Below are 20,890 nucleotides of genomic sequence, written 5' to 3'. Positions count from 1 at the left end.
CCAAGCCATGCATGCGGCCACCCATCACGCAAGAAAGGCGAGTACATGGACAGCACACGCCACCCGAACTCCGGCTGGGATGCAGCCGCGGATGAGGCCGTTGGGTACGACGACTGGGCCCGGCGCATCCTCAACCTGTTCTTCGTCCTCAACGCATCGAAGACGCCAATCAGCACCAGCCACATCATCTTCGACGCCGACCTGGGCTATAACTCGGGAAATCCCGATTCGGACAAACGCAAATTCAAGCGAGACCGCGATGAGCTGGCGCGTTTCGGCGTGCACGTCGTCGAGCACAAAGCTGAGGGCGCGACGGAGAACGAGGAGAGCTCCTGGGTTATCGACCGCACGCAAACCCAGGCCGAGCTCGGCATCCTCACCACCGACGACGCCGATATCCTCCTGGCGGCGCTTCGCGACTACGCGGGGCAACCCGGCATCCCGTATCGCAGCGCGCTCGTGCACATCATCGCGAAGCTCGACAACGAGGGCGCAGCGGCCGCGGGACACACAGCCGCTTCGGACGCCGCCGCCGGCGGCGATCCTGTGTTCCAGGCTCTGTGGGCCGCCTTCACGTTGCGGAAGAACGCCGTCTTCACCTACACCGACGCACAGGGCGCCACCACGAAAAAGCGATCCGTTGATATATGGGGGTTCTTCGCCCAGGACGAGTGCATGTACTTCGTCGGCTTCGACCACGGCCGCGAAGCCGCGCGCACGTTCCGCGTCGACCGCGTGCGCAGCGTCAACAAACCGGGAAAGGCCTACGCGATCCCCGACGACTTCAACGTGACCGACTACCAGTTCCTGCCCTTCGACCTTGCCGACACCCAGGCCGTTGATGCCTCCTTCACCTTTCCGCAGGGTCTTCCCGCAGCCGAAATCGAGGCGATAACGCATGGTCGCGGATCGCTCGGCACCGGCAGCGCTGGCGAGCGCACCTGGACCATCCCGGCACGCGACCTGACCGCAGCGGCCTCCTTCGCATTGGGGCACGCCGGCACGGGCATGCGTCCGCTGTCGCCCCGCGGGCTCGTCGAAGCATGGAACAACCAGATTGCAAAGGTGGTGGCCGCCCATGACCGCGCATAAGAAAACACCCGGCGACCTCGTTATCGAAGCCGGCATCAACCTGCTCGAGCTGCTCACAAACGCACCGAACCATCGCGTGTCCCGCGCGCAGGCCGCAGCCGCCCTGAACCTCACCGCCGAACAGCTCGCCGATGTGGTCGACTGCGTCTCCACGCTCTCCGATTCCCATTCGGGCGCGCACGCCGCCATCGCCTGCGAGGACGGTGAAATCGCACTGGAAGGCAACGCGGGCCTCGTGGGAACCATCCGCCTCGACCTGGGAGAGAGCACCGTGCTCTCCCACGTGCTCGGACGCCTGAACATCAGCGACGACGTGCGCGAGCGCGCTGCGGACGCGCTGCTTCCCCTGGGTCGCCTTCAGCTCGAGGATTCCACCCTGGGATCGCTGCCGGTCTTTGGGCGGCACTATCAGCCCCTGCACGAAGCGATCGGCGACGGTGTGCGCTGCCGCATCCTGTACCGCTCCGCGCGCGAAGACGCCGCATCGTGGCGCACGATCGATCCCGTTCGCATCTCCACGGAAGCCGACAGCGCTCATCTAATCGCCTGGGACATCGATCGCGATGCGCAGCGCATGTACCGCCTCGATCGCATCGCCAAGGTGGAGCTGACCGACGATTCGGCCGAGGCGCACGACATACGGGAAGAGGCCGCATCCGAAAGCGTTGCGAAAAACGGCGCGGTTGCCACCGTCATCCTCGCCACCGATTTCGTTCCCGCTCAACTCGCCTGGACGCAGGGACTCGAACGGATTCCGCTCGACGACGGACGCGTCGAACTGCGCGTCCCCGTGGCATCTGAGACCTGGCTCTTCGACCGGATCCTATCCAGCGGCGGCGCGGCGGTGCTCGCAAGCCCCGCCGACATGAAAGAGAGGCTCCTCGCATACGCAAGAAGCCTCTCCCGTCAGCATCGTCACTCGTGAGACGAGCGCCACATATGGAGGTACCGACCGACCTGTCCTGCGGCTATCTGCTGATAGCCCGTGGGCAGGGAGGCGAGGAACTTCTTACCGTATCCCTTGCTCAGCAAGCGGGAATCGGCCAGCACCAGAACGCCCCTATCGGTCGAGGTGCGAATGAGCCTTCCCGCAGCCTGCCGCACTTCAAGAACCGCATCGGGTAGCGCGTAGCGCGCCCAGGCACGGTCCTCGCGAATATTGCGCTCGCATGCCAGCGGCTCGGTGGGGCTTGCAAACGGTAGCTTCGGAATCACCACGCAGCGCAGGGTGTCGCCCGACGCATCGAAGCCCTCCCAAAACGCCTTGAGCGCGAACAGCGACGAGGACTCCTCCGAAATGAAATGATCGCGCAGCTGCTTGGCGCTCGACCCCTTGAGCTGGCAGGCCAACTCAAGGCCATCTCGCGCCAGCTGCGGCTCGACGCGCGCGTAGAGCTCTTCCATGTCGCGCCTGTTGGTGAACAGGGTGAGCGTGGAGCCGCCCATCTCGCGATGAACGTCGAGCAGGAGGCGTTCCATGGCGTCGAGGTACGCCTCGCGATTGCGCGGATCCGGAAGGTCGCCCGCCACGACAACAGCCATATTGCGGTCGAAATCGTAACTCGAATCCAGCCGCAGCGTCTTGTGCGAGCCCGCGGACAGCCGGTCGAGGCCCACCGCATGATTGAAATGGGTGAAGTCCTTCGAAACCGTCATGGTTGCCGAAGCGAAGATCGCGCTATGAACCTCGGGGAGCCACTGCTCCGCAAGCGCCTCGCCGATATCCATGCGCTCGGCCGTAAGGGCCTCGCCGCCTGCCCGCAGCCTGCGGTTCACCTGCAGGGAATACACGTAGCGCTCATCGGTGCCGTCCACGATAAGCCGTAGTGCGTCCATCGCTTCCCTCATGCGGCGGGCGCCGTCGGCGACATCCACCACGAATTCCGGCTTTTCGGCACCAACCGTCTCGACAAGCGATGCCAGGTTCTTATGCGCCTGGTCCAGGGCGTCCAGAGCCGTATGCGCAACCTCGGCGAATGCGGCCCAGGCCACGCCATCGCGCATCTCGGGGCCGATCCACACGTTGGCGTTATCATATCCGCCCGCCGTCCGCTGCCGGCCCGCCAGGTCTCGGACGGCCTCGAACAACTCGGCCATGGCCAGCGACGCGCGCTGGACGGCAGACGTCGCCTTGGCAGAGATTCCCATGAACAACGTTGCGGCATCGCTGCCCGCAAGCTGGTTTACCAAAGCGCCTAAAGCGCCCGTGCGCTCGTTGCCCAAGCGCTCGAAGAGCAGCCGAGCTTCTTCAGCCGAAACGCTCAGCGCCCATTGGCGGCGCGCTTCGCGCTCCACGGAGTGCGCCTCGTCGATAACCCAATGGCGAATAGGCGGCAAGATCTTGCCTCCGGACGCCACGGCGCGAAACAGCAGCGAGTGGTTGGTCACCACGACATCGGCGCGCGCGGCGCGTCGACGCGCGCCGTGTACCAGGCATTTGTCGGGGAAATACGGGCAGAGCTTGCGCGCACACTCCCGCGACCCCGTGGTGAGGTCCGCGCGGTTCACGCTCTTCCAGCGAATACCCAGGGCATCCAGGTCGCCCGAAGGGGACTGGCATGCAAATGCGTAGATCACCGCGATGGCCGTCAGCGTATCGGCGGGATCGCGATCCGTCACGATCTCGCGGGCGCGGGTGAGGCGCTCGAGCTTTCTCAGACACGGATAGTGATCGAACCCCTTGAGCGCGCAGTACGTCAAGCCGCCCTCGAGCTCGCGCGCGAGCTTCGGCAGCTCCTGATTCATAAGCTGATCGGCCAGGTTGTTCGACTTCGTCGCGATACCCACGGTGATATTGTTGCGCTTCGCGGCTTCGGCCAGCGGAACCAGGTATGCCATGGATTTACCGACGCCGGTACCCGCCTCGATCACCCGATGCGTGGATGTTGCCAGGGCATCGCGCACCTCGGCGGCCATCTCGATCTGTTCGGGCCGCGGCTCGTATGTGGGATACATCCTGTTCACCAGGCCACCCGGCGCGTAGCACGCCTCGATTTCAGCACGCTGCGGCATATGGAGAACCGGCAGCTCGTCTGCATCGATGCGCTCGGGAGAGGTGTCCGCACGCACCACGTCGGCGCGGGCGGCGGGCAGCGAGAACACCGCATCGGGATTCTCTCCGGCTAAAAACGAAAAGATCGGCCGGTACGACCAACTCACATCGGGATGCATATCCGCAAGGCGGCGCATAAGTCCGGCAGGCAGATCGGCAAGTGCACACAGCAGGATGCGCCATACGCCGCACAGCGCATCCACGTCATCCGCAGCACGGTGGGACACCGCATCGCATCCGAACAGCTCGGCCATCGTCGAGAGCTTGTGCGACGCCAGGCGCGGCAAGGCTATGCGCGACAGGGCGAGCGAATCGATCCAGATATCGCTCACATGCACGCCGCCCTTCACGGCCTCGATAAATGAGCGGTCGAACACGGCGTTATGGGCAATAACGGGCACGCCCTGGACGAATTCCGCCAGGGCGGCCACCGCTTCGACGCTCGCGGGAGCATCGGCCACATCTGCGTTCGTGATACTCGTAAGCGCCGTGATCTCCCGCGGAATCAACATCCCGGGATTCACGAAGGTATCGAATCGTTCGACCACCTCCCGACCACGCAGGCGGGCGGCGCTGATCTCAATCAGCTTGTTATCGCGCACTGAAAGACCCGTGGTCTCCGTATCGAGCACGACGACATCGTCCTCGATCAAGCCGAACGAACGATGCCGGGCGCGCTCCTCGAGCGTGGAATACGCCTCTATCACGAATGATGGGGTGCCGGGAAGCACCGCGGCCTCGAATTTGCTTAGCCTTGCTGCAGACAGGCTCATTACTGCTCGCTTCGCTCGACGGCCATCTCGACCAGGCTCGCACAGACCTCCGGGAACACCAGGTGGTCCGTATGGCGAATCTCATCGGGGAACAGTGAGGTATCCGTCATGCCGGGGATGGTATTGGTCTCAAGGATCACCGGACCGTCGGCCGACACGATGAAGTCGCTGCGCGACAGGCCGAAGCATCCCAGGGCACGATGGGCTCGGCATGCCAGCTCCTGGGCGCGGGCGTAATCAGCTTCGGAAATCTGAGCCGGGATACGATGAATCTTATCGGGGGAGATGTACTTCACACGCAGGTCAAAGAACTCGGCGTCTTCCTGCTGCAGGATCTCGACGATCGGCAGCGCCTCGACGCTGCTGCCGCCATACACGCCCACCGTGATCTCAACGCCCTCCACCTTGCGCTCGACGAGCACCTTGGTGTCGAACGTGAAGGCATACTCAATTGCGGGAAGCAGATCCTCGGCGCGCTTCACGTACGTAATGCCATAGCTCGAGCCGTTCACGGCAGGTTTCACGAAACATTTCTCGCCAACGACAGAGAGGATTTCGTCCACGTCGATCGTATCGCCCTGCTTGAGCGTAACGCCGGGCGCGATGGGGATACCCGCCCGAGCATACAGAAGCTTGGAAAGGTCCTTATCGGCAGCGCACGCGCTTGCGGTGACGTCGGAACCGGTGTAGGGGATACCAAGATACTCGAGCAGGCTCTGAATCTTACCATCCTCACCTCCGGCGCCGTGCATGGCGATGAACGCGGCGTCAAACGAGCCGTCGGCAAGATGGTGAACGAAGTCATCAGATGCCGGGTCGACGAGCTCGACATAGCCGAAGCCCGCCTCTTGCAAAGCCGCGACGACGTTGCCGCCCGATGCAAGCGAGATATCGCGTTCACTCGAGCTGCCGCCCGCCAGAACGGCAATACGTGCGTCTTCCCTAGCCACCAAACCCATCTCTCTGTCCTCCATCTCATACGAAAAGACGGCGATATCCTGCATTTTTTCCATACGGATATCGAGTGCGCCCCGTTATAGCTACAGATACCTTATTGTATAAGGAACCAACTCGTTTCCCCCTTCCGAAAGGCTCCAAATGGAACGTACAAAACCGCTGCGCGATATTCGCTCGCTCTCCATCGAAGACCTCTCCGAGCTCACCAGCGAACTCGGTCAGCCCGCCTTCCGAGCGAAGCAGCTGAAAGAGTGGATCTTCGAGAAGAACGTATGCTCCTTCGATGAGATGACGAACCTCCCGAAGGCTTTCCGCGAGCAGCTCTCCGAGCGATTCTCTTTCAACACGCCTGTTGAGATCGCCAAACAGGTATCCAAGGACGGTTCTCGCAAGTATCTCCTCCAGTTCAGCGATGGGACGTCCGTTGAAACCGTCGGCATGCCCTCTCGCAACAAGCTCGCCGTGTGCATCTCATCTCAGGCGGGCTGCTCCATGGGCTGTGCCTTCTGCGCCACCGGTCTTGCGGGCCTCACGTGCTCCCTCACGGCCCAGGAGATGGTCGACCAGGTCCTGCACGTTGCTCACGATTTCGGCGAGCGCGTGACCAGCGTCGTCTTCATGGGTCAGGGCGAGCCCTTTATGAACTTCGACAATGTCGTCGATGCCTTGCGCATGCTCAACGCACCGGGCGGCCTCGAGATTGGTGCGCGCCATCTCACGGTTTCTACCTGCGGAATTATCCCTGGCATCAAGCGTTTTGCCGAGCTTCCCGAACAGTTCACCCTTGCCATCTCACTGCACTCCGCCGTTCAGAGCACCCGCAACAAGCTGATGCCCGGCGTTAAGAAATACACGCTGCCGCGCCTGCACGAGGCCATTCAGCAGTACGTTGAGAAGACCGGGCGTCGTCCGACGTACGAATACGCTATGATCGACGGCGTAAACGACAACAATCCCGAAATGGAAGCTCTTATCGAGTTCTGCACGGGAACCCTGTGCCACGTCAACCTGATTCAGCTCAACGACATCCCTGACAGCCCCCTCAAGCCCTCGCCGATGGAAAAGGTTGAGACCCTCCAGCGCCGACTCACCATGTATGGCGTGGAGACCACCGTGCGCCACTCTAGGGGTGGCGATATCGACGCCGCATGCGGCCAGCTCAAGCAGCGGCGCAACTCCGCAAAGAAGATCATTCTGCCGAACGCTTAACACGAGCAGACACCGTTTCACATGAAACATTCGGGGCCTTCGGGCCCCGTTTTTTTTGTCTCGCTCGAAGCCTTTGGAAGGGCTCCGATCACGAGCGTAAAGAATAGGGGAACACTACATAACCGCCGGTAGGGACACCACGTTGTTCAAACCGGCGTTGCGAGGCGCCCGCATTCGATGGCAGGAAGAACCCATCATGCTTTCAGTTATGCCTCACCTTTAGTTGCATTTTACATCTACTCGGGCTCCTTTGTCACCATCCAGCCAAGCCCCTCTCGACCTGAACCATCATCTCACTGTGTCATTTCCGAATCCTGCAACTACTCAGTGAGACACGTCTGAACGGCTAGACCCTCGTATAGAACAGAAGAGCTGCCAATTGGCAGCTCTTCTCATAGTCCGGGATAGCATCCAATCGCCGCAGCAATCCGATCACCAAGCAATTTGTTCGGTACCTAATTAACTGATGGTTTCCCACTGGCCTTCAGTCCAGGACTGATTAATCGAAGGATCGTTCCTAAGCCGAGCCTTCTTCAACATCATATCCTCGGTAAATGTATCTGCGGCCGCCTTCGACTCGCCTCGCGCCTTACTGAATAGAGATTTCAAACTATCTCGAACCTCTTGATCACATGCCACGACGGTCGCCGCAGCAGCGCCGGCAACAACCAACGCTGTTATAGCGAATACGGCGATCTCTCTTGCTGTCGTACGCATCATTCGTCATCGCCTTCAATAACCTGCGAAAGAATCCTGCTCAGCTCTTCTTCATCCTTGAATTCAATCTCAATCTTATTTTTACCTCGCGTCGATTTCACACGCACATTCGTATTGAATACCTGCCTCAGGTAGCGAGCAGCTTTCTTATACGACTGAGGTGTGACGGGTCGTGGCGTCCGCGGCACATCGCCGACAGAAAACAATGGAGCAAGGTTTTCGGTCGCACGAACTGACAAACCCTCAGCTACAACCTTGTCAGCCAGCTTGATCCGTTGATCATCGAACGGGACGGCCAGAATCGCGCGCGCATGACCTGCCGTAAGCTTTCCGTCATAGAGGTATTGCTGAACTGTATCGGGAAGATCAAGAAGACGGAGCGAATTAGTTATGCTCGAGCGAGACTTTGACACAGCCTTCGACAGAGCTTCCTGAGTCATACCGCTCGCCTTCAACAGCTGCTTATAGCCACGCGCCTCCTCAATTGGATTCAAATCAGAGCGCTGAAGATTCTCAATCAGAGCAATCTCCATAACCGCCTGGTCATCAACATCCTTGATAATCACCGGAAGCTCAGTAAGCCCCGCCATCAGCGATGCCTGATACCTTCGCTCGCCAGCAATGATCTCGTAGAAGGAACCCTTTTTACGAACCAACAGGGGCTGAAGCACCCCATGTTCGCGAATTGATTCACTCAGCTCCTCAAGCTCGGTCTCATTGAAGTGGGTACGAGGCTGATTTGGATTTGGTTTAATCTCATCAATAGATAGTTTCTGATCCGCTGAAGCGCTAAAGCCAGTCTCCGACTGGGCTTCGCCCATCAAAGAACCAAGACCACGGCCAAGAGCTGGTTTTTTCTTCGGACTAGGCACGACGGATTACCTCCCTTGCAAGACTCACGTATGCTCGCGCACCCTTATTGGATGGAGAATACTTCGTAACCGGAAGACCATAGGAAGGAGCCTCAGAAATCTTTACTGAGCGCGGAATCAAAGTCTTAAATGTCAAGTTACCAAAGTAATTGCGAACCTCCTCAACGACCTGATTCGAGAGAGAAGTTCGGGAATCATACATCGTGAGCAGAATTCCGAACGTATCCAAGGATTTATTGATCCTGCCCTTAACCATGCGCATCGATTCAAGGAGCTTTGTCACACCTTCAAGAGCATAGTATTCACACTGAATCGGAATGAGCACACTATCCGCGGCAGCAAGCGCATTGATCGTAAGCAGTCCAAGCGAAGGAGGACAATCGATAAAGATGAAATCGAACTCGTCGCGAATTGGATCTATCATATCTTTCAAACGCGTCTCGCGAGCAATGGCGCTTACGAGCTCGATTTCTGCACCAGCAAGCTGAATAGTTGCTGGAACCACAAACACGCGCTTGCAAGGGGTATCCTGAATGATTTCCTCCGCAGGAACATCGTTCAGAATTGCATCATAGACACACTGCGAAAGCCGCTCTTTATCGATTCCAAAGCCACTCGTCGTGTTGCCCTGCGGGTCAAAATCAACAATCAGGACTTTTTTGTTTTGAACACCGAGGGCAGCAGCAAGGTTTACCGCAGTAGTTGACTTTCCAACGCCGCCTTTTTGATTGATAATCGCAATTATGCGCGTATCCTTCTCAGCCTTGGATCGCTTTACGTCTTTATAGGTCACGCACCGCTCCTAACCTGTATTTTCCTGTTCAACATGAATTGTTTCACGTGAAACTATCTCACATTCTAGACTCTGTTTCCTCATGAATCATCATCCAACAACAAATCTCAGGCTAAATGCAATAGTCTTACGTGAGGAAAGCGAAAACGGTCCGTAGTAGCTGTCAACCACATAATGTGCTGCTCAAAATGCCTTATAACAATAAGCGTATCAGTAATCACCATGGTGACTTACAAATCAATCTTACGAGTTATATTCGGCTTAGGATGCTGGCCGCCACTTTTACTGCCAACTTATCCGGTTTTACTGAAAAAAGTAATAAGCAGACATAGTTTCACGTGAAACATTATGTGCAGTGACTCACAAGTACGCAAAGCTGCCAGATTGATTCCAAGACCACTTCGGATCTTCCAGTTGTATCAGTGGCATACATCGAGATGCAGAAGCAGATGTCATTCAAATATCATTGTTTCACGTGAAACAACTCAATTCATAGCTGTACAACGTAAGAATTTGACGGAACTTAATACAATCGGTCAGATGGTGATCCATCCGAAATGAAAGCCGAGCAAGCTCACCATTGTCGAATATAGACCTAACATCAGCGTTGCTAGTAAGTGTTTCACGTGAAACACTTACTAGCAGCATCAACTGTTAGCTGAGTTTAGAAATCCGGAGTCAAATTCCATATCATTCAAAGACAGGGAGTAAGGATGGCGGGACTTGAGAAACAATATTCATGTCGAATTAGCGCCATTCATCTTACGACTAATGTTGTCAAGCAGAATTTGACAGATATTGCATGCATCATTATATGCAAACCGATAATTTATATCATTTCGGCAGTTTCTAACGATGTCCGTTGAATTGGTTTCACGTGAAACATACGCTGTACAAGCAAAGAGCGCAAGCAATGGTGGACAGTTGTATTACAGACTTACGATAACCGGAATATCGGAAATCAGCGGACACGATGTAGCCGAAGAGCTCGACAAGGAAGGATAAAGTTAACTAAATCAGTCAACAATAGCAATTAGTAGCGACTATATCGACATACACTAATACACAGTATAGAGTTCTGCTGTTCCGAACAGAGGTCTCAAACGACTACCTCCATGAATACGTAGACACATTCAACCATATTGCGATCAAAACAGATACTTGGATTGAGTAAATACCATTGGAATGATAACCACCGATATTGACCGACACTAAGCAGACTCAACATCAACAACTGTGGAGTCTGCAGTCATTAGAAATACAATCACAAGCTCAAGTAAAACTACCGTGCAACATCACTGTGGTTTGAAATAATCATAACACCGCAGGTTATTAATATTTCGAAATGGCATTTAAGCCAGAGTTTGACGCAATGCTTGCGATGGAACTGCAGACATGTCAATTTGAAGCAAGCGCTCCAAATTATCGAGCGGCAACGCTAACTTGAAAGACATCATTACGCACAACTCGAATCACAAAAATGCCGGCTATGGACGTTCCCACAGCCGGCATGAAAATGTTTCACGTGAAACTAAGCAGACTATGCGAGAGGAGTCCTCTTCGCAGTGCCAGAAGGCCGAGGAAGCTGAACCTTTGGAGCCCGCACGGACTTATACAGATAGATCGAGCGATGGCCAAGATCGCGTGGGAGATCGAACTCATCATGAGAAACAAGCTCAAGACCGCACATGCTTGCAGCTGCATTGCCGGCATCAATCTCGGACTGTTCAGGATTACCCTTGCTAATCATCAGGTAGGAGCCCTTGCGTAAGAAAGGTGTAGCATACTCAACAAGAACCGGCATAGATGCGAGAGCACGAGCACATACCAAATCAAATCGCCCGGACTCCTCAAGCGCGTAATCTTCAAGTCTGCTATGGACAGCAGCCACATTGCCGAGCTGAAGCTTCTCTGCAAATGCTTTCACCGCATTGATCTTCTTACCAACAGAATCAAGAAGAACATAGTCAAGCTCAGTTGTGGCAGCAAGCGGAATACCTGGAAAGCCTGCACCGGTACCCATATCGAGAACTCGTTCAACAGAATCTGGAATATAGGATTCAAGAAGCAGGGAGTCGAGGATATGGAGAACAATGGCATCATCTAAATCGGTAATGCGAGTCAGGTTGATATATTCATTAACCTGGCACACGTACAGCAGATGATCCAAGCACAACCCAAGTTTATCTCTAGAGATCGACAAACCAGACTCATCGACAAGGGCGCTCAAGGAGGAGAGCAGCTGATCATACCTATCCTGTCCAATCTCAAAATCTTGGAGATCGATCGTACGAGCGGCGGGCATGAGCAATAACACTTCCTTTCAAAAATCTCTGACTGAAATCCACGATACACGAAGTTCAGTCAGGAGAGACAAAAAGAAAGGGGATGCAGTAAGCATCCCCTTGGAAACAACCTGTCTTAACGAGGCTGAATTACAACCCTGCGCTCGGGATCAACACCCTCGGAATGCGTATCAACCTCAGTGTTATCACGAAGCGCGATATGGACGAGACGACGCTCATACGCGGTCATAGGAGGAAGCTTCACTGACCGGCCCTGACTCAAAGCACGAGCGGCAGCAGACAGCGCCATCGATACAACCTTATCCTGGCGGCGACTCTTATATCCCTCGACATCAACAACAACCGGATAACGAAAACCGAGCTTCCTGCTCACAAGCAGAGAGAAAAGGGTCTGAAGAGCTTCAAGCGTACGACCATGGCGACCGATCAGGACGGCAAGATCGGGAGCCGTAACGTCAAGGATCAGCTCGCCCTCATCACCGTCATACTCATCGATGGGAGAGTCGGCGGCATCGAAGTGTCCAAGAATGGCGCGCAGAATGGAAACGGCGATATCGGCGATAGCATCGAGCTCGGCATCGGAAAGTGCCTCGCCGGCCTTATAGCGCTCCGCAAGCACCTCAAAATCAATCGAGGCCTCCTCGGTAACGGCCGTCTCGTCGTTCATCAGCTCAGACATGGTTCCTCCTAGTTAGTAAGGTACCTGATTAGTTCTTCTTATGCGGACGAGGCTTGCGCTCGCGGCGAACAACGTTGACCTCCATGGGCGCGTTAGCCAGGCGCTCCTCTTCCTCTGCCTTGGCCTTGTCGATGATCTTCTGCGTTACGAAGATCTGCTGGATAACCTGCCAAAGCGTAGAAACATCGTAATACAGCAGAACACCGGCGGGCAGCCCCCAACCGACGAACAGCATCATGATGGTCATGACGACGCCCATGGTGCGCATGCTCTGAGCCTGGGCACCCGTCTGATTACGGGACATATACAGCTGAGGGATAAGCGTGAGCACCGAGAAGAGCACCAACGCGATGATGTACGGCAGCGCCGCGGTGAAGCCGTCGGCCATAGCGGTAGCCGGAGAAGTGGTAAGGCTAGGCAGGATATCGAAGAAAGCGAACGAACCCTCGTGGTTCGGGAAATAATGCGGCAGGTCGCGCAGGAGCGTGAAGAGCGCGAGCAGAAGCGGCATCTGGATGAACAGCGGCAGGCAGCCGCCGAACGGGTTGAACTTATTCTCGCTGTAGAACTTCTGCAGTTCCTCGGCCTGGCGCTGCGGGTCATCGGCATAGCGCTCCTGCAGCTCCATCAGCTTGGGCTGCAGCACCTGCATGCGGGCGGTCGCCTTCGTCGACTTGAGAAGCAGCGGCGTAAGAAGCAGGCGCACGATGATCACCAGGATGATGATCGACAGGCCCCAGTCGACCGCGAAACCCTGAATAACCTTCAGGATCTCCAATAGAATGTTAACGATCCAATCCCACATGTTGAAATCCTCCGAACGAAAACGCCCTGTTAGGGCACGGGATCATAACCGCCAACTCGCAGGGGATTGCATCGCAAGATGCGCCCGGCGGCGAGCCAGCAGCCTTTTAGAACACCATATTTCTCAATAGCTTCAACAGCATACTGTGAACAGGTGGGGTAATAGATGCACGCGCTTGGCAGCAACGGCGATATATAGCGCTGGTAAGCGCGCACAGCCCCCATCGCAGCGCGCTTGGGAGCGTTGAGAACAAGTGAAAATCCGCGCACTAAGCTACCCCCGCGCGTTTAAGCAGGGATTCGAGTGCTTCGATCATGGCAGCTGGCTGGGATGTGCGCGTCTTGGGCGTTGCAAACAGAATGATGTCGTAGCCCTCGATAGGTAAGCGAAGTGCGCGCGCCGCCTCACGCAGCACGCGCTTGGAACGGTTGCGCACGACGGCGCAGCCAAGGCGTTTTGCAGCAACGAAGGCGACCCGACCCGGATCGCCTTCGTTGACTGCTTCACATATAACCATTCGAATCAGGGGATGGTTATATCGCCTTCCCTGAGTGAACGCACGCTCGAACTCCAGCCGAGACTTCAGTGTCCTCATGCGAGTTGCGTGACTTTAGTTGTCGCTCACCGTAAGACGCTTGCGACCCTTGGCACGACGACGGGCGAGTACGGCACGGCCGCCCTTGGTGGCCATACGGGCGCGGAAGCCGTGGGTCTTGGCGCGCTTGCGCTTATTGGGCTGGTAGGTACGCTTCATGGTTACTATCCTCCTGGTGCATTTCGTCTGCTCACAGACTCACAGATATAGACATGTGAGCTTAGAGATTGTAGGGAATAGCTGGAGGAAATGTCAATGAATCTGGCTGAAAAGATTGACAAATCCCTGGGCATTTCCATCGTTCGTGCACGAGATCATTCGTCTACACAATTTCTTTCACGTTCTTTCACCGAGTTTTCCACAGGTTGTTGGCAAGTTGTTAATAACTTTTCGCGACTTTTCTTCAGTTTTCAACCGATTGGGAAAACTTGTTGAAAGATGCGAAAGCTTTCAGCCTGAGCTGATATTCTGTTGAAACAGAAACGAAAGAACGGGATGCCATGGTGGATGATTTCTATCCCTTTGTGGATTCGGGCGACCCCGCCCCCAACAACAACCATATAGCAGGGGCCCTGCCTCCCCAGCCCGCCGCGGGAGGACCGCTTGCCGAGGCTGCACGGGAAAACGGCCAGGTGTCCGAAGATGCCCAAGGAACGCCGGTGAGCTACGCGACGCGCATCGCCGTCTACGACGACATGCTTTCAACACCGCGCGTGATCGTAATCACGCCCAAAGACGTGCGCACCTACTTGGAAGAGATCACGAATACGGTCTACCGGTGTATGAAAGAACAGGGAGGCACCATCTCCCTCATGGTCATCCGCGAGATTGTGGAAAACTTCATTCACGCCCATTTCGTCGAGCCCATCATCTCGATCCTGGATAACGGCGCAACCATTCGCTTTGCCGACCAGGGCCCCGGAATCGAGGACAAAGAGCGGGCATTCGAGTTTGGCGTGACGTCGGCGGACCGCGACAAGAAGCGCTTCATCCGCGGCACGGGCGCGGGCTTCCCCATGGTGCAGCAGTACCTCGAGAACGCGGGCGGAGCGGTATCGATCGAGGACAACCTGGGGCAGGGCACGGTGGTAACCGTGAGCCTCGACCCCGCCCGCGTCGGCGAGATCAAGCGGGCTGCAACCCGCGGGGCGGCCGTACGAAGCGGGCACGCCGCCGCGTCGGCGCACGATGCCTCCGCGCCGACGAACCAGTCCCCCTACGGCACGGCGGCGGCCGAAGCCCCGGTGCCGTACGGAGCGACCGCAGCCAGCCCGCAGCAACCATACATGCCCGCCGCGGTACACGCACCGGGCGCATTCGGCCAACCCTACGGCCAGGCGGCGCCCGCGCCGGCCGTGCAAACCCAAGAGGCGCAGGCGGCGGCCGCGGGCGCAAGCTACCCCAGCCCGATGCAGCCCGCGGAGCCAACGATCCAGCAGGGCGCCGGGGGCATCCCGGGGCAGCCCCTTCCCGGCGCATATCCGCAAGCACCGGGCACGCAACCCATGCAGCAGAACCCCTATCCCTACCCCTATCCACCGCAGCAACCCGGCGCGGCAGCGGGCGTGCAAAACGCGGGACCAGCCGCACCGCAGGCGCAGAGCCAATTCTGGGGCGGATACGGATACCCGGCGCCCGGCATGAACGGTGGCTGGCCAGCTTATGCACAGCAAGCCTACGCACCGGGAATGTACCAGCCGGCGGGAGCCTACCCGCAGCAGGCGGGGTGGCCCGAGCCGGCATATCCCGCAAACCCCTGGCAACATCCGGCACAGGCGCCCCTGCCTGCAAGCACCGCCTCTGCAACGGCGCAGCCATACGTATCCGAACGCGGCATGCTCGCTCTGCAATACCTCGAGCAACATGACGCATGCGGCCCCACCGACCTCGAACGTACCTTCGGCTCATCGGCGCCCACCTGGTCGCGCGAGCTCGAAACGCTCACGGGCGCGGGACTGGTGATCAAGCGCGGGCAGAAGCGGACGCTCACCGAAATGGGGCGCGTATGGCTTCAGAACCTGCAATCCCAACAGGGCTAGCAGGCGGCAAGACGTGAATTAGACGGACGATAAGAGGAAGAACATGGAAAGCGAAGCGCAAATCCTGTTGGCAGACGCCGTAGCCTTCTGCCAACGCGACGGCCAAGATGCTCGCCTCACCAATATGCTGGGGCAGTCGCGCCCCCTCGACATGACCGATACGGCGCTCATCATCGAGGCCCCCACGCGGTTTGCCGTGGCGTTCCTGGAGCGCAACAAACCCATCATCGAGCGTTACCTCGAGGAAATCGCGTTCATGCCCATCGAGCTGATGGTCCAGCCGCCCGCCGGTGCACCCGCACCGCAGGTGGCGCCGGCGCAGCCGGTAGCGACCCTGGCTGCAGCGATTCCTGCCGCCGCGGTCCCGGCCGTTGCGGCCCAGTCCATCGCCCCCGAGTCCGTCGCACCGCAGACCGCGGCCGCGGTGCCCTCGATGCCGCCCGCAAGCCCGCCAGCCGCCGGAGCACCGACCTCCGCCGCCGGGGGCGCAATCGGCGCCGCGGCGGGCGCCGACCCGTTCCCCGCCAGCATCCCCGGCGCGGGCGCAGGCGGCACCGTGCCGCTCGCGCGTGAAAAGGACCCCAGCGGCGTCAACGTAACCAACACGATGTCGCGCGACGACTTCATGCGCATCCTCAACGCGAATAAGACTGCGGCGGCAGGAGGCCAGCAGGTAGAGGTGCAGCCCGCGGCAGCAATGCCCGCGGCGCCAAGCGCCGTTGCCACCGCGGCTCCGGAGCCGCCCGCGCCGGTGAGCTCGAAATTCACCTTCGACACCTTCGTCTACGGCGACGAGAACAAGCACGCCTACCATTCCGCCCAGCGCTTCGCCGCATTTGCCGACGAGCCGGGCCAGTGCAACTCCCTGTTCATCTACGGCGACTCGGGTCTGGGCAAGACCCACCTGCTACTCGCCATCAAGAACTACCTCGCCGAGATGAAGCCGCACATCCGCGTGAAATATGCGAACTCGCAAGCCTATATCGACGACTTCATCAACGAGATCGCTCGGCAGAAGACCGAGGGCCGTTCGATACTGCGCGAGTACCACGAGGCGAACGTCCTGATCATCGACGATATCCAAAACATCATCGGCAAACAGGCCAGCATCGAGTACTTCTTCTCGCTCATGGATGAGTTCATCCGCGAAAACAAGAAGGTCGTGATCGCGTCCGACCGCGCGCCCAAGAACCTCGGCATGGACGAGCGCCTCACCAGCCGCTTCAACGCCGGCATGCTCTGCTTGGTGTCGGAACCCGGTTTCGAGATGAAATACACGATCTTGAAGCGCTACTACGAGAGCTCCATCCGCGTGCAAGCCGAAGCGGACCTTGCCAACGTGGACGCCTCGCTGCTCGACGCCGTACGCGGTCAGGGCGGCACCCTCACCGACGACCAGCTGCGACATATGGCCGAGATCTCGGGCAACAACATCCGCGAGCTGGAGAGCTTCTGCGAGCGCTGCGCGAGCGTCTCCTATGAACGCGAGCAGCAGGGGCGGGAGCTGTCCGCAGAGGATATCGAGAAGGTGGCGGACGAGTACTTCGACACGGTCCACAAGGTCATCCACATCGACGCGGTCCAAGCCGTGGTCGAGGAGTTCTACCACGTGAGCCATGAGGACCTGATCGGCCCCAAGCGCTCGAAGGACATCGCTTTCGCCCGACACGTCGCCGTATATCTGTCCAACTCGCTGTGCGAGCTCAGCTCCTCGGCTATCGGAGCGGAGTTCGGGGGACGCGACCATTCCACGGTCCTCAACAGCCTCAAGGTGGTCGAGAGCAAGATGAAGGAAGACCGCCGCATCTGCGAGGATCTACAGCAGCTTAAAACCAAGATCGCCACGAAGTCCTAGCAAACCGTGGAAACAGATGGGGATAATCTTCGAACGAGCCCTGTGGGAAGCCTGTTAGGAGTTGTTGGATATCATGTTGAAGAGCTGCCGACACCTGTGGGCACACCGCACCGCACCGGGCGCCTGTTGATAACCGCTTCGGTTTTCCACAGGCTTCAACTAGAAGATATATAGCGCCTGAGCTGCAGATATGTAAACTATCCACCGCGTCCACCGCCTTATTACTATTATTAGATATATATCTATATAGAGAGGAATAAAAGATGAGGTTTACCGTTAGCCAGTCGGCACTCTCCGAGGCGCTCGCTACTGTCATGAAAGGCGTAGCCGGCTCTTCGACGCTCCCCATTCTCTCGGGCGTGCTCATCCGAGCATTCGACGGCGTTCTCGAATTCCAGACCTCTAACTACACGATCGCCATCCGCCACCGCATCGCCGCGCGCGTAGAGGTCGAGGGGGCCATGGTCGTTCCGTGCAAGATGCTCTCCAACATCACCAAGACGCTTCCCGATGCACCGGTGTCCTTCGAGATGGAGGAGCGCCAGGTGAGCATCAGGTGCGAGAAGAGCTCCTTCCGGCTCAACACGCTCGACGTCGGCGATTTCCCCGAGTTCCCCACGTATGCGTTGGAGTCCACGGTGGAGCTACCCGCTAACGTCCTCTCCGATATGGTTTCGCGCGTGTGGCGCGTCACGTCCACCGATAAGAACCGTCCGGTCCTCAACGGCGTGTACATGACCGTTGAAAACAATACCGTGCGCCTGGTGGCCACCGACTCCTACCGTCTTGCCGTGTGCGACACGCAGGTGGAGACCTCCTCGCTCGAGGGTTCCTTCGAGCTCAACGTTCCGGCGGAGGCGTTCAACGACGCGCTGTCCATCACCGGCGGCCAGGGCACCATCCTCATGGGGTCCACCGACACCCAGGTTGTGTTCGAGGCGGGTAACACCACGTATGTCTCGCGCCGCATCGAGGGCGTCTTCCCCAACTATAAAGCGCTCCTTCCCGCTGCGTGCGCCACTACGGTGAAGATCGACGTGGCCGCGTTCAACGCCGCCTTGAAGCGCGTCGCCGTTATCGCGCAGAATAACTCGGCCGTAAAGTTTGAGATCGATGCCGATGCCGGCACGCTGGCCCTTTCCGCCATTTCGAGCGATCAGGATGTTGCACGTGAAACGGTTGACGTGGACGTCCAGGGTGACTCCGGCGTGATCGCGTTCAACTACCATTACATCTTCGGCTGCCTGAACGCCCTGGCTCGCGAGAAGGAGATCTCGCTGGAGCTGCAGTCCTACAACCAGGCGGGCGTCTTTAAGAGCTATGACAGGATCAACTACCTCTACCTGGTCATGCCCGTCCGTATCTAATGGCCATCTATGCACGTACTCTGACGGCGCGGGGCTATCGAAGCTACGAGGATTACGAGCTCGAGCTGGCCGACGGCATCACGATCCTGGTGGGCCGCAACGCCGCGGGAAAAACGAATCTGGTCGAGGCGCTGCAGCTGCTCACCTCGGGGCAGTCGTTCCGCCGGCCGGCTCCGCGCGAGCTGCTGCGCGAGGGCGACGAACGCGGACTCGTGCGCCTGACGCTGGAAGGCGAGGGCCGGCGTATCGAGCATGCGTGCGAGCTCGGCGGAAGCCGCCGCGCCTTCGTGCGCAACGGCAAGAAGACGAACGCATCCGGCGTGCGCGGCGCGCTGCCGAGCGTGCTGTTCTGCCCCGACGACCTTGACATGGTGAAGCGCTCGGCCAGCGTGCGCCGCCGAGCGCTGGACGATTTCGGTGTGCAGCTCAACGCGCGGTACGCGGCGTTGGTGTCGGCGTACGAACGCGTGGTGGAGCAGCGCAACAACCTGCTGAAAGAGCGCGCGCTCGATCCGTCGCTCCTGGCGGCGTGGGATGAGGCCCTGGTGGCCAACGGTGCCGCGCTCATGCAGCATCGCGCCGCGCTCCTGCGCCGCGTGGCCTCGCATGCCGCCCGCGCGTACGAGGGCATCGCCCCGCACGAGCGCATGGCCATAGCGTACGAGCCCTCTATCTTCTCCGTCCCCGCCGGCGCGCTGGATCCCCCCGGCGTCACCCCCGACCTCGCCGATCGCGCGGCCGTGGAGGAGCTGTTCCGCACCCGCCTGGCCGAGCTCGCCGACGACGAGCGCCGTCGCGGTCTCACCCTGGTGGGCCCCCATCGCGACGAGATCGCCTTCACCATCGATGGGCGGCCCGCGCGCCAGTACGCGTCGCAGGGGCAGCAGCGCTCGCTCGTGCTTGCGTGGAAGATCGCCGAGGTGGCGGTGACGCGCGATATCCTGGGATACGCACCGCTGCTGCTCCTCGACGACGTGATGAGCGAGCTGGACGAGCAGCGTCGCGCGGCGATCCTGCTGTTTATCGAAGGCGAGGTCCAGACGGTCATCACCACGACCAACCTGGGGTATTTCAACGACGATCTGCTGTCTCGAACGAAGGTGGTCCATATTGGCGAAGCGCGATGACCGGCTGCGCGAGACGCGGAGCCTCGAGGGATTCCTGGGCGCGGAGCGCGCCCGCCTGTTCGACGACGCCAGCCCCGAGCGCCGCGAGCAGCTGCGCGCCGCCGAGCGCACGCGTGCGGTCTATTCGGCATGGAACGCGGTGTGCGGCGGCACGCGCGAGGGCAAGCACGCCACGGGCCTGCACTTTGCCGCCGAGCGCAACGAGCTGATCGTTTACATGGATTCGCCGTCCTGGACGCAGGAGATGACGATGCTGCGCGAGATCGTCCGCGCTCGCATGGCCGCTCGCGGCGCCGATGTCGACGCCATCGTGTTCAAGACCTCGCGCGCGGGCTATCAGGCGGTGGGGGACACCCCGCAGGGGCCTCGCGGGCGCATCGACACCACACCGCCGCCCCGCACCCCGCAGCCGCGGATCCCGCTCACGTCGGATGAGAGCGACCGCCTCGACCGCGAGGTGGCGCCCATCGAGGACGCCGCTTTGCGCAGCGCGCTCAAATCGGCAATGAAAGCGAGCTTTGAGTGGAGCAAGACGCGCGGCGAGTAAAGAGCCCCGCCACGGGCCTCTCAACGCGCTGTAGGGGTAATCGGGTTATTTAGTGACACCCCGAAACAGCGTGTATCATAGTAAAGATTGAAGTAAAACGTCTTT

19 protein-coding genes are annotated in these 20,890 nt (G+C 58.7%); 8 read left to right on the top strand and 11 right to left on the bottom strand.

Annotation, left to right across the window (positions count from 1 at the left end; genetic code table 11):
• The first annotated feature begins 45 nt into the window (after positions 1-45).
• Both E4J93_RS01735 and E4J93_RS01730 read left to right on the top strand, forming a co-directional pair.
• Positions 46-1,092, top strand: coding sequence for a YafY family protein (locus E4J93_RS01735; RefSeq protein ID WP_187231557.1), 1,047 nt, complete (start codon positions 46-48; stop codon positions 1,090-1,092).
• The gene (locus E4J93_RS01730; protein ID WP_147587752.1) at positions 1,079-2,017 is read left to right on the top strand and encodes a WYL domain-containing protein; all 939 of its coding nucleotides are present in this window, start codon (positions 1,079-1,081) and stop codon (positions 2,015-2,017) included. The genes E4J93_RS01735 and E4J93_RS01730 overlap by 14 nt, the downstream gene beginning before the upstream one ends.
• Here E4J93_RS01730 and E4J93_RS01725 read toward each other — a convergent pair.
• Positions 2,008-4,917, bottom strand: a complete 2,910-nt coding sequence (locus E4J93_RS01725; RefSeq protein ID WP_147587751.1) for a helicase C-terminal domain-containing protein — start codon at positions 4,915-4,917, stop codon at positions 2,008-2,010. The genes E4J93_RS01730 and E4J93_RS01725 overlap by 10 nt on opposite strands.
• On the bottom strand, positions 4,917-5,876 hold the full coding sequence (locus E4J93_RS01720; RefSeq protein WP_147587814.1) for a D-alanine--D-alanine ligase: 960 nt from the start codon (positions 5,874-5,876) through the stop codon (positions 4,917-4,919). The genes E4J93_RS01725 and E4J93_RS01720 overlap by 1 nt, the downstream gene beginning before the upstream one ends.
• 139 nt (positions 5,877-6,015) lie before the next feature.
• Between E4J93_RS01720 and rlmN the strand changes: the two genes are divergently transcribed.
• Positions 6,016-7,083, top strand: coding sequence for a 23S rRNA (adenine(2503)-C(2))-methyltransferase RlmN (gene rlmN, locus E4J93_RS01715; protein ID WP_147587750.1), 1,068 nt, complete (start codon positions 6,016-6,018; stop codon positions 7,081-7,083).
• A 459-nt stretch (positions 7,084-7,542) separates the two neighbouring features.
• Here rlmN and E4J93_RS01710 read toward each other — a convergent pair whose 3' ends face one another.
• From E4J93_RS01710 to rpmH, 9 genes are all read right to left on the bottom strand, one after another.
• On the bottom strand, positions 7,543-7,803 hold the full coding sequence (locus E4J93_RS01710; protein WP_147587749.1) for a hypothetical protein: 261 nt from the start codon (positions 7,801-7,803) through the stop codon (positions 7,543-7,545).
• Positions 7,800-8,621: a ParB/RepB/Spo0J family partition protein gene (locus E4J93_RS01705; RefSeq protein WP_147587813.1), complete on the bottom strand. Its 822-nt coding sequence runs from the start codon at positions 8,619-8,621 to the stop codon at positions 7,800-7,802. The genes E4J93_RS01710 and E4J93_RS01705 overlap by 4 nt, the downstream gene beginning before the upstream one ends.
• A gap of 43 nt (positions 8,622-8,664) precedes the next feature.
• Positions 8,665-9,465, bottom strand: coding sequence for a ParA family protein (locus tag E4J93_RS01700; protein WP_147587748.1), 801 nt, complete (start codon positions 9,463-9,465; stop codon positions 8,665-8,667).
• Between the two features lie 1,540 nt (positions 9,466-11,005).
• Positions 11,006-11,770 carry a 16S rRNA (guanine(527)-N(7))-methyltransferase RsmG gene (gene rsmG / locus E4J93_RS01695; protein ID WP_147587812.1) on the bottom strand — a complete coding sequence of 255 codons (765 nt, stop codon included), beginning with the start codon at positions 11,768-11,770 and terminating at the stop codon, positions 11,006-11,008.
• A gap of 116 nt (positions 11,771-11,886) precedes the next feature.
• Entirely contained in the window at positions 11,887-12,450 is a 564-nt protein-coding gene (locus tag E4J93_RS01690) for a R3H domain-containing nucleic acid-binding protein (RefSeq protein WP_147587747.1), read from the bottom strand.
• Between the two features lie 28 nt (positions 12,451-12,478).
• Entirely contained in the window at positions 12,479-13,255 is a 777-nt protein-coding gene (locus E4J93_RS01685) for a YidC/Oxa1 family membrane protein insertase (protein ID WP_147587746.1), read from the bottom strand.
• A gap of 29 nt (positions 13,256-13,284) precedes the next feature.
• Positions 13,285-13,479, bottom strand: a complete 195-nt coding sequence (gene yidD, locus E4J93_RS01680; protein WP_147587811.1) for a membrane protein insertion efficiency factor YidD — start codon at positions 13,477-13,479, stop codon at positions 13,285-13,287.
• Between the two features lie 44 nt (positions 13,480-13,523).
• A complete protein-coding gene (gene rnpA / locus E4J93_RS01675; RefSeq protein ID WP_147587745.1) occupies positions 13,524-13,850 on the bottom strand; it encodes a ribonuclease P protein component in 327 nt (108 codons plus the stop codon).
• A gap of 15 nt (positions 13,851-13,865) precedes the next feature.
• Positions 13,866-14,009 (bottom strand): 50S ribosomal protein L34, encoded by a 144-nt coding sequence (gene rpmH / locus E4J93_RS01670; protein WP_085829682.1) that lies wholly within the window; start codon positions 14,007-14,009, stop codon positions 13,866-13,868.
• 341 nt (positions 14,010-14,350) lie between these two features.
• Between rpmH and E4J93_RS01665 the strand changes: the two genes are divergently transcribed.
• The 5 genes from E4J93_RS01665 to E4J93_RS01645 all read left to right on the top strand — a co-directional run bounded on the left by E4J93_RS01665 (position 14,351) and on the right by E4J93_RS01645 (position 20,785).
• Complete coding sequence (locus E4J93_RS01665) at positions 14,351-15,889, top strand: ATP-binding protein (RefSeq protein WP_147587744.1); 1,539 nt, start codon at positions 14,351-14,353, stop codon at positions 15,887-15,889.
• 43 nt (positions 15,890-15,932) lie between these two features.
• On the top strand, positions 15,933-17,744 hold the full coding sequence (locus tag E4J93_RS01660) for a DnaA ATPase domain-containing protein (RefSeq protein WP_147587743.1): 1,812 nt from the start codon (positions 15,933-15,935) through the stop codon (positions 17,742-17,744).
• Positions 17,745-18,007: 263 nt separating this feature from the next.
• Entirely contained in the window at positions 18,008-19,111 is a 1,104-nt protein-coding gene (gene dnaN, locus E4J93_RS01655; RefSeq protein ID WP_147587742.1) for a DNA polymerase III subunit beta, read from the top strand.
• Positions 19,111-20,238, top strand: a complete 1,128-nt coding sequence (locus E4J93_RS01650; RefSeq protein ID WP_147587741.1) for a DNA replication/repair protein RecF — start codon at positions 19,111-19,113, stop codon at positions 20,236-20,238. The genes dnaN and E4J93_RS01650 overlap by 1 nt, the downstream gene beginning before the upstream one ends.
• Positions 20,222-20,785 (top strand): DciA family protein, encoded by a 564-nt coding sequence (locus E4J93_RS01645; RefSeq protein WP_255431865.1) that lies wholly within the window; start codon positions 20,222-20,224, stop codon positions 20,783-20,785. The genes E4J93_RS01650 and E4J93_RS01645 overlap by 17 nt, the downstream gene beginning before the upstream one ends.
• Positions 20,786-20,890: the final 105 nt, after the last annotated feature.

It is taken from the genome of Collinsella sp. BA40, from assembly GCF_008014645.1.
Taxonomy (GTDB): domain Bacteria; phylum Actinomycetota; class Coriobacteriia; order Coriobacteriales; family Coriobacteriaceae; genus Collinsella.
This window is presented reverse-complemented; position numbering and strand designations above follow the sequence as displayed.

Excerpts from the sequence above, each read along its gene's own strand:
- E4J93_RS01730 (WP_147587752.1), top strand. The coding sequence starts at position 1,079 with ATGACCGCGCATAAGAAAACACCCGGCGACCTCGTTATCGAAGCCGGC.
- E4J93_RS01720 (WP_147587814.1), bottom strand. The coding sequence starts at position 5,876 with ATGGGTTTGGTGGCTAGGGAAGACGCACGTATTGCCGTTCTGGCGGGC.
- E4J93_RS01665 (WP_147587744.1), top strand. The coding sequence starts at position 14,351 with ATGGTGGATGATTTCTATCCCTTTGTGGATTCGGGCGACCCCGCCCCC.
- E4J93_RS01710 (WP_147587749.1), bottom strand. The coding sequence starts at position 7,803 with ATGATGCGTACGACAGCAAGAGAGATCGCCGTATTCGCTATAACAGCG.
- E4J93_RS01725 (WP_147587751.1), bottom strand. The coding sequence starts at position 4,917 with ATGAGCCTGTCTGCAGCAAGGCTAAGCAAATTCGAGGCCGCGGTGCTT.
- E4J93_RS01705 (WP_147587813.1), bottom strand. The coding sequence starts at position 8,621 with ATGGGCGAAGCCCAGTCGGAGACTGGCTTTAGCGCTTCAGCGGATCAG.
- yidD (WP_147587811.1), bottom strand. The coding sequence starts at position 13,479 with ATGGGGGCTGTGCGCGCTTACCAGCGCTATATATCGCCGTTGCTGCCA.
- E4J93_RS01660 (WP_147587743.1), top strand. The coding sequence starts at position 15,933 with ATGGAAAGCGAAGCGCAAATCCTGTTGGCAGACGCCGTAGCCTTCTGC.
- dnaN (WP_147587742.1), top strand. The coding sequence starts at position 18,008 with ATGAGGTTTACCGTTAGCCAGTCGGCACTCTCCGAGGCGCTCGCTACT.
- E4J93_RS01685 (WP_147587746.1), bottom strand. The coding sequence starts at position 13,255 with ATGTGGGATTGGATCGTTAACATTCTATTGGAGATCCTGAAGGTTATT.
- E4J93_RS01690 (WP_147587747.1), bottom strand. The coding sequence starts at position 12,450 with ATGTCTGAGCTGATGAACGACGAGACGGCCGTTACCGAGGAGGCCTCG.
- rsmG (WP_147587812.1), bottom strand. The coding sequence starts at position 11,770 with ATGCCCGCCGCTCGTACGATCGATCTCCAAGATTTTGAGATTGGACAG.
- E4J93_RS01735 (WP_187231557.1), top strand. The coding sequence starts at position 46 with ATGGACAGCACACGCCACCCGAACTCCGGCTGGGATGCAGCCGCGGAT.
- rnpA (WP_147587745.1), bottom strand. The coding sequence starts at position 13,850 with ATGAGGACACTGAAGTCTCGGCTGGAGTTCGAGCGTGCGTTCACTCAG.
- rpmH (WP_085829682.1), bottom strand. The coding sequence starts at position 14,009 with ATGAAGCGTACCTACCAGCCCAATAAGCGCAAGCGCGCCAAGACCCAC.
- E4J93_RS01650 (WP_147587741.1), top strand. The coding sequence starts at position 19,111 with ATGGCCATCTATGCACGTACTCTGACGGCGCGGGGCTATCGAAGCTAC.
- rlmN (WP_147587750.1), top strand. The coding sequence starts at position 6,016 with ATGGAACGTACAAAACCGCTGCGCGATATTCGCTCGCTCTCCATCGAA.